This is a genomic window from Gammaproteobacteria bacterium, assembly GCA_009845905.1.
Lineage (GTDB): Bacteria > Pseudomonadota > Gammaproteobacteria > Steroidobacterales > Foliamicaceae > Foliamicus.
In genome coordinates, this window is the sequence record VXYS01000009.1 from 496,184 (window position 1) to 512,122 (window position 15,939).

Here is a 15,939-nt window from a genome sequence, read left to right on the forward strand (position 1 = left end):
AAGATCATGAGCTGGTACGAGGGCAAACACGCAGTTATCACAGGCGGTGGCTGCGGTATCGGGTTGGCGGTCGCCCGCGTGCTCGTGGACAAGGGCGCAAAAGCGACGATCACCGGACGCAACGCCGAACGGCTTGAGAAGGCCGCGAGCGAACTTGGTGCCTCATACCAGGTCGCGGACGTAACGGACCGCGACGCTGTGCGCGGCGCGGTTGCTGCGGCCGTGGAAGAGAGTGGCGCGGTCGATATTCTCATCAACAACGCAGGCGTTGCCGAAGCGGCGCCCTTCGCTCGGGCGAGCGACGATCACTGGGATCAGACCCTGGCCATCAACCTGACCGGTGTCTATAACTGCACGAAGTCTGTTGTCGAGGGCATGCTCCAGCGTGGCTCAGGCCGCATCGTCAATGTCGCGAGCACGGCGGGACAAGTAGGCTATGCTTACGTTTCCGCCTACTGTGCGGCCAAGCACGGCGTCATCGGGCTTACGCGCGCGCTGGCACTCGAGTACGCACGCAAAGGCATCACCGTCAACGCCGTCTGCCCCGGTTACACCGACACCGATATTGTGCAGCGATCGCTCGATAAGATCGTTGAGACGACGGGGCGCACACGGGAAGAGGCGCTTGCCGAACTGGTCAAATCCAATCCCCAGGGTCGGCTTATCCGACCCGATGAAGTAGCAGATGCGGTTGTTTGGCTTTGCCGGCAGGAATCTATGAACGGCCAGGCGATATCCGTTGCCGGTGGTGAAGTAATGTGAGACGACAATGACTGACATCAATCCTGAACACTTCCTCTGGGAGCTCGACGATAGCTATGTGATAAACGGAGAGAAGACCTGGATATCAAACGGCGGCACCAACAGATGCCGGTCGCAGAACACATACAACTGCACGGATCAGACCCAGCTGGCGGTCGACACTCGACAATAGCGTTATGCCGCCATTGCCGGTGATGTCGCTACCGCTGAAATCGGCTTCGACCTTGCGGCGTTTAACGGATGGAAATTGCAGCGAAGTACGGTACCATTCTGTCACGGTGCTTGGTCCCTTAAGGCTTGTGGAAAACCCTTATTTCCGTGGACTTTCCGCCGTTTCTCTATCCCCTACTCATGAAATATCCGGGTTAGGAGTACGATGATGGTGACAGCGATTGTCCTAATTAAGTCGGAACGAGACCAGATTTCATCTCTGGCTAAGGGGCTCATTGAGGTGAAAGGGGTCGCTGAAGTCTATTCAGTGGCCGGCAGATACGATCTCGTTGTAGTGGTCAAGGTACAGCAAATGGACGAGCTCGCCGAATGCATCAGTGACGATATGCGAAAGCAGCGAGGAATCGTCGAAACGGAGACCCTGATCGCGTTCAGAGCGTTCTCTGACCAAGAGCTGGCTATCGGATATGACTTGGGTCTGGACTAAGCTGAAGTCTGCTCCAATCCGCTAGTACGCCCCTGAGCCCGCCTAACGCCGGAGGTGGGCGAGATGCTGCTCAAGGCGCTGGAAGCCGGCTACTAGCGGCGGCGTCCGGTCCCGCGCCACTCGGTCTCGCTTTCGGCGAGGCGCCGGGCCAGGACGAACAGCAGGTCGGACAGGCGGTTCAGGTACTTCAGCGACTCGGGATTCAGCCCCCCTTCCTCGTCCTGCAGGGCCCAAAGCGAGCGCTCCGTGCGCCGGCACACGGCGCGGGCGAAGTGGCAGGCGGACGCGGTCGGTCCGCCGCCGGGCAGGATGAATTCCTTCAGCGGGGGCAGTTCGCGGTTGTGTTCGTCGATCGCGTCCTCCAGCGAGCGCACGTGTTCCGGCGACGTGGACTTCAGCTCGTCCACGCACAGCTCCGCGCCGGTGTCGAACAGGCGTTGCTGTACGTCGCGCAGCAGCTCAGGGATATCGCCCGGCTGAAGTTCGGCCAGTAACAGGCCCAGCGCCGCGTTCAGCTCGTCGAGGTCGCCGAAAGCGGCGATGCGCGGATGATGCTTGCGGTAACGGCGCTTCGCGTCGATGCCCGTTTCGCCGGCATCGCCGGTTCGCGTGTAGATTTTCGAAAGACGGTGTCCCACGTCGCTTATTTCCGGTCTGCTTCCTCGAAGAACGAGAACTGCACGCCCAAGTGTATGCTGCGGCCGGGTCCACGGAAACCATAGACCTCCTCGAAGCGGGTGTCGCCGAGGTTCTCCGCGCGGATGTGCCAGCGCACGCGGGAGTTGGCCTGCCAGGTCGCGGTCAGGCTCGCGAGCAGGAACGAATCCAGCGACACCCGGCGCGAGGGATTGGGCCACGGCGGGTAGAAGATGTCCGGTTGTTCGCCGGTATACGCCAGGTGCAGATTGATGCCGATCGCCGGGTCGGCAATCTCGTAATGTGCGTTCAGACTGCCGGAATGTCGCGGCCGGCGGAGCTCCTGAATCATCGTGTCGCCGGGAGCCGGTTCCCGCGAGCGAAGCCAGGTGTACGCGCCGGCGAGCGTCAGCCGGGGCAGGATACTCGCTTGCCCCTGTAATTCGATGCCGCTTCGGCGGCTGGTGCCGGGCCGGTTGCCGGCCGTGAAACCGCCGGAAGCCGGGTCGAACACGAAGCCGTTGATCTCGTCCTCCAGCCGTTCGCTGAACCAGGTGATGCTGCCGGTCAGCGTCCCGGCCCTGCTGCCGTAGCGAGCGCCCAGTTCCCATCCGCGCGAGGATTCCGGAAGCAGGTCGGGATTGCCGATGAAATTGGTGAAATAACCGAAGCGTTCGATGAACGTGGGGTTCTTGACGCCGATTCCGTACGCTGCGTGCAGGCCGACGCCCAGGCCCAGGTGCTTGAGCGCGCTGACGCGCCAGGAAAAGGCATCGTCGTAGTCGCTGTTGCGGTCGTAGCGCAATGCCGCCGCCGCCGCCCAGTCGCCCCTCGCGTCCAGGCGGAATTCCGCCAATGCGTCGGTTGACTGCGTGCTCAGGTCGCGGTTGGGATCGCCGAAGAAAGAGGCTTCTGCGCGCTGCAGATAGTCCTCGCGCTCATGTCCCAGCCCGATCGTGAGGGAAGGCGATACGCCCGCGTCCTCGTTGCGCCGCGGGAAAAGAAATGTGGATTGATAGCTGAGATTCAGCTTGTCTCCGCTGGTTTCGCCGATCTCGGATCCGGAAGCGAAGTTGCGGTTTTCCGATCCGGTATGCGTAAGGCTTGCACGGTGCGTCCAGCGCCCGCCGGATGTGGTCGCCAGGCCCTGCAGGCCCGCCACGGTATGGATCCGCTTCGTGGAACTGTCCGAGTCCGCCGGAACGCCCGTAAGGAACGAGGTCGCGTCGAACTGGCTTTCGGATTGGGATCGGCGCGCGATGAGGCGCAGCGAGATTTGGTCGGTAGGGTTAAACCGGGCGACCACGTGGCCGGTGTTGTTCCGGTAGCCGTCGTCCTCGTCGCCGGTGCGGGAAATGTTCTGTCCGTCGCTGCTCAGGTGGTCCAGCGAAACGCCGACCCCCCAGCCATCGCCACCGGCTGATCCGCTCAAGGCTCCGCTGCGCGTATTGAACTGCCCGGCCTCGACGGAGGTCGTGAGCGATCGCCCGAATGCCTCGGGGGCGCTGATCAGGTTGATTGCTCCGGCCACCGCGTCGCTGCCCCAAAGCGCGCTCAAGGGACCTCGAACGATTTCGATACGGCGCAGGTTTGCGGCCAGGAAATGCGAGAAATCGAGTTCTCCGCCCAGGGCCGGATCGGCGATCTCGATTCCGTCCAACAGGACCAGCGTGTGATTGGCTTCGGCGCCGCGCATGCGGACCTGCGAAAAAGTTCCCAGCACGCCGCTGCGGCTCACGGCCACTCCGGGAGTTCCACGCAGCAGTTCCTCCACGGTCAGCGCCTGACGCCGGTCGAGATACTCCTCGTCCAGCACCGTGAACGATGCCCCGGCCTGTTCCGAAGCAATCGGAATGCGCGATGCCGTGACCACAATGGTCTCCGGTGCATCGTCTCCGGATTCCTCCGGTGCGCCCTGTGGCTGGGCGTGCGCATATGCGGCAATAAGCAGCAGAAATAATGGGAATATCGGCAGTTGGCGTACCGCCGCGGATTTGATGCAGACCATGGGAACCTCCCGTTCCATTTCTTGCCCAAGGCAGGAACGGGTGTCGGGCCGAAGGGATATCCCTTACGCCGCTCGCGCCCGCCGCGCTGCCAACGTGGTTCGCTCGGGCCGGTCTCCGGGCTTTCGAGCGGATTACAGATGGTCCTGCAATCCACGCCGCTCGCCTTCCTGCCCTGAGACAGTGGCTGCCTTCACGCGTATTACGCTGGCGTGAGCGGCGTTTGACTCGATTACCGTTGCGGGGGCAGCGCCGGAATTGCACCGGCTTCCCGTTCACCCGACGAATCGCCCCGCACTATACCACCGTCGTTCCGGGGGCCGCCTGCGCGCCGGGCTGTATAGAATGCGCCCGCATAGAGCGGGCACACCGTGGCGCTTCCCCTGAACAATCCCTCCAACTGGCCGGCACTGCTGGTTCTGGCGCTGATACGCATGACGGCAGCCTTGCCCCACCGCCTGCGCCTTGCCATTGGCCGCGTGGCAGGCCGTCTGGCCATGCGGTTCATGAGGAATCGCCGGGCTATTGCACTGCGCAATCTTCAGTTGTGCTTTCCCGAGTGGTCGGATGCGCGGAGGAAGGCGGTGCTCAGGGCGCATTTCGAGTCGTTGGGAATGGGACTGGTGGAACTGGCCATGGCCGCCTGGTGTTCCGACCAACAGGTACGCGAACTGGTCGAGGTGAAGGGCGACGAGCATCTTGGCCACGCGCTCCGCGAGGGCCGGGGCGTCATCGCGATGAGCGGGCATTTCCCGGCGTTGGAATTCACCGCCCGGGCGCTGAACTTTCCGCCTTCGGGACTGGTGGCTGTCTACCGGCCGGGCGGCAACGCCGTATTCGCTTACCTGGTCAATCGCGCCCGGTTGAGGACCGCTTCCGACACGCTTTCCAAATACGACGTGCGCGGCATGGTAAAGGCGTTGCGTTCCGGGGCGGTGCTCTGGTACGCGGGCGACCAGATGACGGACGCCAAATCCGCCGAACTGGCGCCGTTCTTCGGAGAACCCGCGATGACCGGAACTGCGCTCGGCCGGTTGGCGCGGATCAGTGGCGCGCCCGTCGTGCCCTGGTTTACCCGCCGACTGCACGACGGCAGATACCAGGTGGAAATGTTCCCCGCTCTTGAAGGCCTGTCCGGAGATTCTCCGCAGGAAGAAGCGGAGCGCGTCAATGCGCTGGTCGAGCGGGAGGTGCGCAAGGCGCCCGAGCAGTACTATTGGATACACCGGCGCTTCAAGCGCCGCCCGGCGCCGCTGCCCGATCCCTACGAGTGATCCGGGAGAGAGGGCGTCCCGCCCTCGCGGGAGGTCGGGACGCTGCGAGGGTCATGCCCTCGCTCCCAGGAGATATTCCGCCTTCAAGTGCCCGCGAGGGTGCGGTCGTGGCGTTCGCACAAGAATTGAAAAGCCCGATGGTCGTAGAGCCCGAGTTTTTCCAGCGATCGCTTGAGCCGCCGCAGCCGGGCATTGGGCCAGCCCCCGGGCGAGCGGCGGCGCGCCCGATCAAAATCGACCAGCCAGACGCCACCGTCCGGGCCGATCAGGATGTTGTTTGCGTTCAGGTCGGCGTGACAGATTCCGGCGCGATGAAAGCGCGCCGCGATGGCGCCCACGCGCCCCATGATCTCCAGCGCATCTTTCCGCTCGCGCAACGCGCGGGACAGCGACCGCGCCCCTTCGATCCACTCGGTGATCAGGTTGGCCGAGTAGGTGATGCCGCGCCGCCTGAAATGCGCGGCGATCGGCCGCGGCACCGGCAGCCCGGCTTCGTGCATGCTGGCCAGCAACCGAAATTCCGCGAACGAGCGAACGCGCCGCGTTCCCAGGAAAAGATATCGGTCCCTGCTGAACAATGCGGCCTTGCCGCCCCGCAGGTAGTGACGCAGAAACCACTTCCCGTCCTCGCCGATTCGTCCGCCGGCGCCGCGTCCGCCGGAAACGGCCGTCCACTGCTGTCGTTGGTGCCAAAAGCCATGCTCGAACCACTCGGGCGTCACCGTTCCGGCGACTTGCGCTTCGTGTAGGATGCGATCCTTCCCCGCTGTCCGTATTTCTTCAAGCATGTCGAGCCCGCCGCGCAGCCTGTGCGTGATCCGCTTGTCCGCCATCGGGGATTGCTGTCACGCGCTGCCTGTCGTGCAGGCCATCCGAAGCGCCTGGCCGGAGACCCGCATTACCTGGATTATCGGGCAAGTCGAGCATTCCCTGCTGGAGGGGCTTGCCGGGGTGGACTTTCTGGTGCTGGACAAGCGGTCCGGGAGCCGCGGAATGCGCGAGCTGAGGAAGAAATTGAAGGCGCGCCGGTTCGACCTGGTGCTGCAGATGCAGGATTCGTTGCGGGCCAGCCGGGTTGCGCTGATGACCGGCTGCCGGCGGCGCGTCGGATTCGACCGGCGCCGGGCGCGGGACTTCCAGTGGCTGTTCACTACCGAACGGATCGCCCATCGGCCCCGGCAACACGTGATGGAAGCGCTGTTCGGGTTTGCCGAACACCTCGGGATCGAGCGACCGGCGGCGCCGCGCTGGGACTTTCCCTTGAGCGCCGAAGACCTGCAGGCGGCTGCAGAAATGGCGCCCGACCGTCCCTTCTGCGTCATGAGTCCGCTGAGCAGCCAGCGCCGCGGCGCGTTTCGGAACTGGCCGGCGGAGCGCTACGCGAGCGTGGCCAGGCATGTCGTGGACCAGCTCGGCGGCGAGGTCCTGCTGACGGGATCGGGGAGTCCGATGGAGCGGGACTACGCCGCGGTGATCGCCGCTCACCCGGGCGTCACCGACCTGAACGGACGCACGACGCTCAAGCAGCTCGCGGCGCTGATCGGACTTGCAAGGCTGGTCGTCTGCCCGGATTCCGGGCCCGCGCACATCGGCGCGGCATTGGGAACGCGCGTGGTGGGCCTGTATGCGGGTTCCAATCCGGACCGCTCGGGCCCCTGGGGAAACCGGGAATACACCGTGAACCGCTACCCGCAGGCTGTGCGCATGTCGCTGGACAAGGGAGTCGATGAGGTGCGCTTCGGCCGCCGCCTGCACGCCGCCGAAGCGATGAACGAAATCGCCGTGGGCAGCGTGATCGAAATGGTTGAGCGCGCCTGGGTTCAGCCCTGATCGCCGGGATCCGCCTGGGCCAGCGAGAAAACGGCCCCGCAGTAGGGGCAAGTGGCGTCGGTCCCGGGCTCAAGCGGCAGGTAAACCCGCGGATGAGAGTTCCAGCGAACGGTCCAGGGGAGCGGGCAGGATACCGGCAGGTCCTTCTCGGACACGGTATATCGCCGCTCCATGTTGGAAGTCACTCTCTGTCCGCTACTTTGTTGGGCCATAACGAGAGTATATTTCGGTTACTCGCCCAGATAGCGTCGCCACAGGCCGGAAACCGTTTCCGCACGCTCGGCGACTTCGCCGGCGGGAGTATGAGGCGGCCGTTCGGCCAACGCGCGATGGTGCAGGATCTCGCGGTACTCGAGATAGCATCGCGTAAGGACATCGGCGTCTTCCCGGGGCAGCACCTCGTGCCGCGCCAGAGCTTCCAGCTGGCGCACGTTGTCCGGCCAGGCGACCAGGTCGGGATGTTCGTGGGCGTGGTTCAGCACGAGGTATTGCACGATGAACTCGATGTCCTGCAATCCGCCGCGGGCATGCTTGATATCGAAGCGTCCCTTGCCCACAACGGGTGCTTCGCCCAGCATCCGCCGGCGCATTTCGATGACCTGGTCGCGCAGATCCTCGTGCCGCACCGACTCGCGCAGAACGCTCACGCGCAGCTCCTCGAACGCTTCGCGCACATGGGCGGCGCCGGCGATGGCCCGGCTCCTGAGCAGTGCCTGGTGCTCCCAGGTCCAGGCGGACTCGCGTTGGTATTTGTCGAGGGCCTGAAGCGAGGACACGAGCATTCCGGAGCGGCCGCTCGGACGCAAGCGCGTGTCCACTTCGTACATTCTTCCGGTGATGCTCCGCGTCGTGAGCACCGAAATCACCCTGCGCGCGACCCGGAAAAAGAAGTCCGAATTGGCGATGCTCGTGAGGCCATCGGTCACCTGGTCCTCGCCCTGCGCGTCGTAGACGAACACCAGGTCCAGGTCCGAGCCGTAGCCCATCTCCAGGCCGGCCAGCTTGCCGTAGGCGATGACTGCAAAACCGGCCGGCTTTCGCTCGCCGTCGACCGTGTAGCCGGGCGATCCGTGCTGCTCCGCGAGTTCTTCCCAGACGTGCTCCAGCGACCGGTCGATCACGAGTTCGGCGATTCCGGTAAGAAGGTCGCTCACCCGCATCAGCGGGAGGCCGCCCGCCAGGTCCAGCACCCCCACCCGAAAGGCGGCCGCCTGCTTGAACTCGCTGATCGCCGCCAGCCGCAGTTCTTCCGATTCGTTGGCGGTCCTGACCAGCCGGAAGTCCAGTTCCTCTTCAAGCTGTTCGAGATCCATTACCTGCTGCGTAATGCGGGCGTCGAGCAACTCGTCCACCAGCGCCGGGACCGTGCACAGTTGTTTGGCGAGCGTCTCGCCCAGGCCGCAGACATGCACGAGGCGGTCGCGGGCCGGTCCGTTTTCATACAACAGCGCCAGGTACGCGGAGCGCCTGGCGATGGCGGCGATAACCTTGAGCGTGCGGGCCAGCGTCAGGCCCGGTTCAGGCTCCTTGGCAGCGGCTTCGATCAGCCGCGGAATAAGCATGTCCAGCCGCTTCCTTCCGGTCTGGTCCAGTCGCGCGTAATCGGAGGCCTGGTGGACCGTCTGCATGGAATCCAGCGCAACCTGAGGATCCGCAAAACCGTAGGCTTTCAGCACTTCGTCGGCGTTTTCGGCATCTCCCGTCCACACGGCGGCCAGGTCCCCCGGCGGGCCGCTCTCGGCCTCCGGCAGGTCGTCCGGGCGAAACACGATGGTCGAGAAATGCCTGGCTACCGTCTCGCGGTGGGAATCGGTCTTCTCCGCCAGGCTTTCCCAATCCGAATGACCCATGGCGTAGGCCAGGCGGGCCCGGCCCTCGTCGTCGTCCGGCAATTCCTGAGTCTGCCGGTCGTCCATCCCCTGCAGCCGGTTCTCAAGCTGCCGCAGGAAGCAATAGGACCGGTCGAGTTCGCCGGACGTGCCGGGGCCCAGGAAGCCCCGCTCGCCCAGGCGCGCAAGCATTCCGCGCAGACTGCGGCCGCGCAGGTCGGGGTTGGCGCCGCCCCGCACCAGTTGCATCGATTGCGTGATGAACTCGATTTCACGGATTCCGCCCCGGCCCAGCTTGATGTCGTTGGCCTTGTCCTTGCGCAGCGCCTCCCGTTCGATCTTGCCCTTCATGTCGCGCAGGGACTCGAACACGCTGTAATCCAGGTAGCGACGGTAGACGAAAGGCCGCATGATTTCCTCGTAGAGCGCCTCGCTCATCCCGCAGGGATTGATCACGCGCGCCTTGACCCACGCGTAGCGCTCCCAGTCGCGGGCCGAGCGGGCAAGGTAGCTCTCCAGCGACGAGGTCTTGATTACCAGCGGTCCGCTGTTGCCGAAGGGACGAAGCCGGGTATCGACCCGGTACGCGAAGGAGTCCACCGTGCGCTGGTTGAGCGCCCGGATCAATTGCTGGCAGACCAGAGTGTGGAAACGCAGTGCGTCGATCGGGACGGATCCATTCGTTCGTCCGTCCTCGGAATAGACGAAGATGAGGTCGATGTCGGAAGAAAAATTGAGTTCGCCGCCACCGAGCTTGCCCATGCCGATAACGGCCATCTCGCTGGGCCCGTCCTCCGCCGTGAGCGGCAGGCCGTGCCGTTCCGCCACGTTGGCCCGCGCGAATTCCAGGGCGGCAAGGATGCAGGCCTCGGCGAGTTCGGACAGTTCCTCCAGGCTCTCTTCCAGGCTGCCGAGCCCGTTCACATCGCGCCACAGGATCCGGCACATCTCGCGGTGCCGAAACCAGCGGAGTTCGCGCATGAACGAGGACTCCTGACGGCACTCGACCAGCGCTTCGCCGGCCAGTCGGCCCAGTTCGCCCGCCTCCAGCGGCCGGCCGATCCGGTCGCCGGACAGCAGGTGGTCGAGGATCCCGGGCCTGCGGGAAAAGCTGCGAGCCGCGAACGGCGAACAGGCCAATACCCTTGTGAGCGGCGCGAGAAGTTCACTCTGCTCGAGCCTGGGCGCCAGCGCCTCGTCTTCCCGCAACACGGCGAGCGTCTTGTCGGCGCTTTCGCGCAAAAGATCGGGGACTGGAAGCTTGTCGGCGTTCACATCGGTTGGCGGCTGGTAATCGGAGGCGGCAAAGATTACATCACGTGGAAAGCAAAAAGCCCTGCCTTTCGTTGGAAAGGCAGGGCTTCGTGCGTCATGGCTTCAGCCGCCGCCGGGCTGCGGCGGCGGCGTCCACCGGGAGGAACTACATCATGCCGTCCATGCCGCCCGGAGCGGGCATGGGGGAGGGTTCGTCCTTCTTCGGCTTTTCGGTGACCATGGCTTCGGTCGTGAGCAACAGCCCCGCTACCGAGGCGGCGTTTTGCAACGCCAGCCGGGTGACTTTGGTGGGGTCGATGATGCCTCGGCCCACGAGTTGGCCGTATTCGCCGAGCGCGGCGTCGTAGCCGTAATCGCCTTCGCCGGATGCCACGTCGTTCAGTACCACGGAGGCGTCGGCGCCGGCGTTGGCGACGATCTGCCGCAGCGGCTCTTCAAGCGCGCGGCGCATGATCTTGATGCCGACGTCCTGGTCGTCGTTGTCGCCTTCCAGGCCGTCCAGCGCTGACTGACCGCGCAGCAGCGCCACGCCGCCGCCCGGAACGATTCCTTCCTCGACCGCTGCGCGCGTGGCGTGCAGGGCGTCTTCCACCCTTGCCTTCTTTTCCTTCATCTCGATCTCGGTGGCCGCGCCGACCTTGACCACGGCCACGCCGCCGGACAGTTTGGCGACGCGCTCCTGCAGTTTTTCCTTGTCGTAATCGGAGGTCGATTCCTCGATCTCGCGCTGGATCTGCACGACCCGCGCCTGGATCTGCTCGCTCGAGCCGGCGCCGTCGATGATCGTGGAGTGCTCCTTCGTGACCTGGACCTTTTTGGCGGTTCCCAGGTCGGTCAGCGAAGCTTTCTCAAGCGAAAGACCGACTTCCTCGGAGATCACCTGGCCGTTGGTGAGAATCGCCATGTCGGCCAGCATCGCCTTGCGGCGGTCGCCGAAGCCGGGCGCCTTGACCGCGGCCACCTTCACGATGCCGCGGATGTTGTTCACCACCAGCGTGGCCAGCGCTTCGCCTTCCACGTCCTCGGCCACGATCAAAAGCGGCTTGCCGGACTTGGCGACGGCCTCCAGCACGGGCAGGAGATCGCGGATATTGGAGACCTTCTTGTCGTGCAGGAGGATGTAGGGCGACTCCAGTTCCACGCTCTGCGAGTTGGCGTCGTTGATGAAGTACGGAGACAGATAACCGCGGTCGAACTGCATGCCTTCCACGACGTCCAGTTCGTTGTCCAGTCCGGAACCCTCTTCCACGGTGATCACGCCTTCCTTGCCGACCTTGTCCATCGCGTCGGCGATGATCCGGCCGATAGCTTCATCGGAGTTCGCGGAAATCGTTCCCACCTGCGCGATCGCAGTGTCTTCCTGGCAAGGCTTGGAAATGCCCTCCAAGCTGTCGATCACCGAGGCGCTGGCCTTGTCGATTCCGCGCTTGATGTCCATGGGATTGAACCCTGCGGCGACCGCCTTGAGGCCTTCGGTAAGGATCGACTGGGCGAGCACCGTGGCCGTCGTGGTTCCGTCGCCGGCCACGTCGGAGGTATGCGAAGCGACCTCCTTGACCATCTGTGCGCCCATGTTCTCGAACTTGTCCTCAAGCTCGATTTCCTTGGCCACCGACACACCGTCCTTGGTCATGGTGGGAGCGCCGAAACTCTTGTCGAGAATCACGTTGCGGCCCTTGGGCCCCAGCGTAACCTTGACGGCGTTTGCCAGCGTGTTGACGCCGGCCATCATCTTCTGCCGGGCGCCGTCGCTGAATTTCACATCTTTTGCAGCCATTGCTGTATTCCTCTGATTGGGTGTGAATTAAGAAAGGTGAAAGGTGAAGACGGCTAGTCTTCGATGACGGCCATGACGTCGTCTTCCTTCATGACCAGCAGTTCCTCGCCGTCCACCTTGACTTCGGTGCCGCTGTACTTTCCGAAGAGCACCTTGTCGCCGGCCTTCAGTTCCAGGGGCAGGACCTCGCCGTTCTCGAGCACCTTGCCCTTGCCGGCGGCTATGACCTCGCCCCGGATCGGCTTTTCGGTTGCCGAGTCGGGAATCACGATCCCGCCGGGGGACTTCCGTTCCTCCTCGGTACGGCGAATCAGCACCCTGTCTTGCAGCGGTCGAATTTTCATGTTGCGTTCTCCTCGTGGGAAATGCCGATAGCCGCGCCCCCTCGGCGCGGCGATTTCTGATCAAACGGCCCTCTAATCGAGAGGGCGGGTAAATGATAGGGACGGATGTTGCGATTTCAAGTGCCAAATGCGAAGTAATAGGCACACAAGGCCGTATTTGTCGGTAAATCGATGACCGAACCGGCCCTTTTTCGTTTTCCCGGCCCTTTTTCGCCAACATTCCGCCCCTATTCGCAGGGTGGCGCAACTGAATCAGCGAGCGGCATCCCGTTGGCGAGTGCCTGAACCGGCAACCGAATGTGTTTACGCGACACGCGCGCGGAGGGTATATGATGAGCGGCGGACCGGTTGATCACGGGGGGACGTGATGACTTTTACCCAAACGCGAGTCGGACTCCTGGCGGCATTCGTGCTGGCGAGTCCAGTTATCCCTGGAACAGTAAGCGCTCAGGAAGGCGCGATCGCCCTCGAAGAGATCGTCGTGACGGCGCGCAGGGTGGAGGAGCGGCTGCAGGACGTGCCGCTTGCAATTACCGCCTTCAGCGCCGGCGAAATCCAGGCGGCGGGCATCGAGAATCTCAACGACGTGGCGGACCTGACGCCCGGCATGACCTTCTCGAACCTGATCGGCGAGTTTCTGCCGGTACCGGTGATTCGCAGTATTGCGCCCACGGCGGTTCAGGACCGTGAGAACAACGCCGCGATCTTCGTTGACGGCGTATATGTCTCCGGGCGCCAGGGACTGAATTTCAGTCAGCTCGACCTCGAACGCATCGAGGTTGTCAAGGGTCCTCAGGCGGCAATGTACGGCCGCAACAGCTTTAGCGGAGCGGTCAATTTTGTCACCGCGCGGCCGACGGACGAGTTCCAGGGCAAGGCGGAGCTTACTCTAGGCGACCGGGGCCGGATCGTCGCGTCCGGCGCGATCAGCGGTCCGCTCGTGGAAGACAAGCTGCGCGCCCGCGTTGCGATCATCATGAACCAGTGGGACGGTTCCTACGAAAACCAGGTTCCCGACGGTCCGGACATCGGCGGGTTCGATTACCAGACCCTGCAGGGCAGTCTCTACTGGACGCCGACGGAGCGGTTCGAAGCGGGACTGTCCTACTACACGTCCAAGGACCAGGTCGACGTGTCGGCCCAGACTTCGTTGACGGCGACCTGCGAGAACGTCGCGGCCCGTGGCCAGCGGCTGGCGAATTTCTGCGGTGAACTGCCGGGCGTGGGCAAGAATGACCTGTACGTTCTCGCTGGCGCCAACGGAGAAGAGCGCGACGTGGACCATGCCTACCTTACGCTGAAGCTGGACAGCGAGCTCGGCGAGTTCACGGCCCTGTCCGGGTACTCCAAGGTCGAGCAGACATTCCTCTACGACGGTTCCCGCGGCAATCCGAGCACAACCTTCGCGTACCAGTCGTCCATCTCGCCGTTTCCCCGCGCCTTCGTTCTCGGTTCCTTCGAGGCCCAACTGCTTCAGCTCGGCGCACCCGATTCAACCGAGGAGTTCAGCCAGGAAATTCGTTTCACCAGCCCCGACGACCGGCCCTTGCGGTATTCGGTCGGCGCCTACTACTACACCGTAGACACGGAGGACAGCAACAGCGGCGTGGCCGCGCGGAGTCCGCTGCCGTTCATATTCGCGAATTTGTGCCCCTGCATCCAGTTCTTCCCGGGCGTGGGGTTCGCGCCACAGGTGTTTCCCGGGACTTCCGTGGGAGACCTGGTTTTCCGCAGCTGGTTTACCAATCCCGCCGGCGACACCACTGGCCTGGTCGAACAGGTGCTGGAAACGGATGCCTGGTCAGTGTTCGGTTCCGTTGACGCCAACTTCTCCGACCGTCTGAAGGGACGGGTGGAATTGCGCTGGACGGACGAGGAAAAGCACAGCCAGGATTTCGAATCCGGTTCGGACCTGATGAATTCCTGGGACTTCATCTCGTGGCGGGCAACGCTGGACTACAAGCCCAGCGAGAACACGATGTACTACGCGTCGATTGCAGGCGCGGCCAAGAGCGGCGCCTTCGATTTCGATACGGAGGAAAACATCAACGGAGTGAACGTGTCCCTCGTGAGTTTGATCGAACCGGAAGAGAACACCTCTTACGAGCTTGGCTTCAAGGGCACCTATCTCGGTGGCCGCATGAGCACGGACATTGCAGTCTTTTTCATCGATTGGACCGAGATCGTGATACCGCAGTACTACAGCGTCGGACCGGACGGCGTGCCGCTCACGTCCGTCCTTGCGCTGGATACGAATGCCGGAGACGCTTCGGTGCTCGGGCTGGAAGCGTCATTCGGTATGGCGCTAACCGACAATCTGACTGGCAACCTGGGCTTCTCGGTGACTGATCCCGAGTTCGACGATGCCCAGATCTCGTCGTTCGCCGAGTTTCCCAGCTATGCGCCGGACGGCGACGTGAGCGGCAACGAGTTGCTGCGCCAGTCCTCGGTTCAGGGCAACCTTACGCTGAATTACCGGCGCGCAATTCGCGCCGACATGGATTGGTACCTGCGCACCGACGTCCTTTATACGGGCAAGCAATGGGTCGGCGCGGCCAACCAGGCGGAAGTCCCCGCGCATACCTATGTCAACCTCAAGATAGGAATCGACGCCGAGCGCTACACGGTGGAACTGTGGTCGGACAATCTGCTGGATGACGACAAGCCGGTGGCCGCATTCCGCGACGTCTGGTTCGCGAATGCGCTGCCCGGCGGCGGGGCCGAGGGAGGCTTCAACGCCTTCTTCCCGTGGCGGTTGACGGTTTCGCATCCGCGCCGCCGCCAGGTGGGCGCGACGCTGCGCGTCAGGTTCTAGCAAGGCTGCATCCGCGCCGGTTCGGTTTCCGGCCGGCGCGGACCTGCCGTGGCGACCGCTATCTAGAGGATTTCTTCAAGCCGAAATTCCTCCGGATAGCCCAGGCTGTTTGCTCGTTCGATCGCGCGCAGGTATTCCGCCGCCGCCGCGGCCCGCAGGACTCGCAGCGATTCGAGTTGCCTGTCAAGAGTCCTGATTTCCGCGACTCTGTCCGAGATGTTTCCTGCTGGCTTCTCTTCCGTTGTGTCGCTCTCGTCGTCCGGGGACTCAAGCTTCCTGATCTCATCCTCCAGGGAGTCGATCCTGGCTTTTACCGAGTCCATTTGCCCGCGGACGGAGCGGATGTTTTCGATGGCGTCATACACGGATTGCCCGGCGCGGTAGCCGGCCAGGAACGCCGGTTCCGAACTCGCCGGACACACGCGCTCGTAGCCGCCCCCGTATCTTCCCTCCCAGTAGCCGCTGTCCTGCGTGCAATAGACGGTCAGGCCCGCCTCGCGGCCTGCCATGTATTCGTCGCGGTCCGGCGCAATTCCGTATCTGACGCAGGCGTCGTAGTGCCTGGCCAGTTGCGTCTGGCGCTTGCCTTCCAGTCCGTCGTTGCGTCCGACCTCGCGCCAGTCCGCGTTGATGCACTCCGACTCCGACATCGTCGCGCAGCCGCCGGCGATCGACACCGCCAGCAGCAGACAGCAGAAACGCCAGCCATCTCCGACGTTCGTCTCTGTCATCC

At 63.6% G+C, this 15,939-nt stretch carries 14 protein-coding genes and 1 riboswitch; of the genes, 5 read left to right on the forward strand and 9 right to left on the reverse strand.

From position 1 onward, the window contains the following. Positions 1–6: 6 nt before the first annotated feature. Positions 7–762 carry an SDR family oxidoreductase gene (locus F4036_09710; GenBank protein MYK38016.1) on the forward strand — a complete coding sequence of 252 codons (756 nt, stop codon included), beginning with the start codon at positions 7–9 and terminating at the stop codon, positions 760–762. Between the two features lie 85 nt (positions 763–847). On the opposite strand, the gene F4036_09715 is transcribed toward F4036_09710, so the two are convergent. After that, positions 848–1,039: a hypothetical protein gene (locus F4036_09715; GenBank protein ID MYK38017.1), complete on the reverse strand. Its 192-nt coding sequence runs from the start codon at positions 1,037–1,039 to the stop codon at positions 848–850. A 102-nt stretch (positions 1,040–1,141) separates the two neighbouring features. Here F4036_09715 and F4036_09720 point away from each other — a divergent pair, with 102 nt between their 5' ends. Beyond that, positions 1,142–1,420, forward strand: a complete 279-nt coding sequence (locus tag F4036_09720; GenBank protein MYK38018.1) for an Lrp/AsnC family transcriptional regulator — start codon at positions 1,142–1,144, stop codon at positions 1,418–1,420. A 92-nt stretch (positions 1,421–1,512) separates the two neighbouring features. On the opposite strand, the gene F4036_09725 is transcribed toward F4036_09720, so the two are convergent. Both F4036_09725 and F4036_09730 read right to left on the reverse strand, forming a co-directional pair. Continuing rightward, positions 1,513–2,058 (reverse strand): cob(I)yrinic acid a,c-diamide adenosyltransferase, encoded by a 546-nt coding sequence (locus F4036_09725; GenBank protein MYK38019.1) that lies wholly within the window; start codon positions 2,056–2,058, stop codon positions 1,513–1,515. Positions 2,059–2,063: 5 nt separating this feature from the next. Next, positions 2,064–4,082, reverse strand: coding sequence for a TonB-dependent receptor (locus F4036_09730; protein MYK38020.1), 2,019 nt, complete (start codon positions 4,080–4,082; stop codon positions 2,064–2,066). A 70-nt stretch (positions 4,083–4,152) separates the two neighbouring features. Beyond that, positions 4,153–4,379: riboswitch (cobalamin riboswitch) on the reverse strand. Between the two features lie 54 nt (positions 4,380–4,433). Here F4036_09730 and F4036_09735 point away from each other — a divergent pair. Beyond that, a complete protein-coding gene (locus F4036_09735) occupies positions 4,434–5,336 on the forward strand; it encodes a lipid A biosynthesis acyltransferase (GenBank protein ID MYK38021.1) in 903 nt (300 codons plus the stop codon). 83 nt (positions 5,337–5,419) lie between these two features. Here the strand turns inward: F4036_09735 and F4036_09740 are convergent, their stop codons facing one another. Then, entirely contained in the window at positions 5,420–6,169 is a 750-nt protein-coding gene (locus F4036_09740) for a 3-deoxy-D-manno-octulosonic acid kinase (GenBank protein ID MYK38022.1), read from the reverse strand. Here F4036_09740 and F4036_09745 point away from each other — a divergent pair. Beyond that, positions 6,087–7,166, forward strand: a complete 1,080-nt coding sequence (locus F4036_09745; protein MYK38023.1) for a glycosyltransferase family 9 protein — start codon at positions 6,087–6,089, stop codon at positions 7,164–7,166. The genes F4036_09740 and F4036_09745 overlap by 83 nt on opposite strands. On the opposite strand, the gene F4036_09750 is transcribed toward F4036_09745, so the two are convergent. From F4036_09750 to F4036_09765, 4 genes are all read right to left on the reverse strand, one after another. Then, positions 7,157–7,378 carry a zinc-finger domain-containing protein gene (locus F4036_09750; protein ID MYK38024.1) on the reverse strand — a complete coding sequence of 74 codons (222 nt, stop codon included), beginning with the start codon at positions 7,376–7,378 and terminating at the stop codon, positions 7,157–7,159. The genes F4036_09745 and F4036_09750 overlap by 10 nt on opposite strands. An 18-nt stretch (positions 7,379–7,396) precedes the next feature. Next, a complete protein-coding gene (gene glnE / locus F4036_09755) occupies positions 7,397–10,306 on the reverse strand; it encodes a bifunctional [glutamate--ammonia ligase]-adenylyl-L-tyrosine phosphorylase/[glutamate--ammonia-ligase] adenylyltransferase (protein MYK38025.1) in 2,910 nt (969 codons plus the stop codon). A gap of 109 nt (positions 10,307–10,415) precedes the next feature. Beyond that, a complete protein-coding gene (groL, locus tag F4036_09760) occupies positions 10,416–12,047 on the reverse strand; it encodes a chaperonin GroEL (GenBank protein MYK38026.1) in 1,632 nt (543 codons plus the stop codon). A 53-nt stretch (positions 12,048–12,100) separates the two neighbouring features. Next, on the reverse strand, positions 12,101–12,391 hold the full coding sequence (locus F4036_09765; protein MYK38027.1) for a co-chaperone GroES: 291 nt from the start codon (positions 12,389–12,391) through the stop codon (positions 12,101–12,103). A gap of 367 nt (positions 12,392–12,758) precedes the next feature. On the opposite strand from F4036_09765, the gene F4036_09770 reads away from it, so the two are divergent. After that, the gene (locus F4036_09770; GenBank protein ID MYK38028.1) at positions 12,759–15,206 is read left to right on the forward strand and encodes a TonB-dependent receptor plug domain-containing protein; all 2,448 of its coding nucleotides are present in this window, start codon (positions 12,759–12,761) and stop codon (positions 15,204–15,206) included. Positions 15,207–15,268: 62 nt separating this feature from the next. Here F4036_09770 and F4036_09775 read toward each other — a convergent pair whose 3' ends face one another. After that, positions 15,269–15,937, reverse strand: a complete 669-nt coding sequence (locus F4036_09775) for a DUF2799 domain-containing protein (protein ID MYK38029.1) — start codon at positions 15,935–15,937, stop codon at positions 15,269–15,271. Between the last annotated feature and the right edge of the window lie 2 nt (positions 15,938–15,939).

What these genes read in the sequence shown, in the direction of transcription:
- F4036_09710 (MYK38016.1), top strand. Translation starts at nt 7, where the DNA reads ATGAGCTGGTACGAGGGCAAACACGCAGTTATCACAGGCGGTGGCTGC.
- F4036_09720 (MYK38018.1), top strand. Translation starts at nt 1,142, where the DNA reads ATGGTGACAGCGATTGTCCTAATTAAGTCGGAACGAGACCAGATTTCA.
- F4036_09730 (MYK38020.1), bottom strand. Translation starts at nt 4,082, where the DNA reads ATGGAACGGGAGGTTCCCATGGTCTGCATCAAATCCGCGGCGGTACGC.
- F4036_09745 (MYK38023.1), top strand. Translation starts at nt 6,087, where the DNA reads ATGCGATCCTTCCCCGCTGTCCGTATTTCTTCAAGCATGTCGAGCCCG.
- F4036_09740 (MYK38022.1), bottom strand. Translation starts at nt 6,169, where the DNA reads ATGGCGGACAAGCGGATCACGCACAGGCTGCGCGGCGGGCTCGACATG.
- F4036_09750 (MYK38024.1), bottom strand. Translation starts at nt 7,378, where the DNA reads ATGGCCCAACAAAGTAGCGGACAGAGAGTGACTTCCAACATGGAGCGG.
- groL (MYK38026.1), bottom strand. Translation starts at nt 12,047, where the DNA reads ATGGCTGCAAAAGATGTGAAATTCAGCGACGGCGCCCGGCAGAAGATG.
- F4036_09765 (MYK38027.1), bottom strand. Translation starts at nt 12,391, where the DNA reads ATGAAAATTCGACCGCTGCAAGACAGGGTGCTGATTCGCCGTACCGAG.
- F4036_09770 (MYK38028.1), top strand. Translation starts at nt 12,759, where the DNA reads ATGACTTTTACCCAAACGCGAGTCGGACTCCTGGCGGCATTCGTGCTG.
- F4036_09775 (MYK38029.1), bottom strand. Translation starts at nt 15,937, where the DNA reads ATGACAGAGACGAACGTCGGAGATGGCTGGCGTTTCTGCTGTCTGCTG.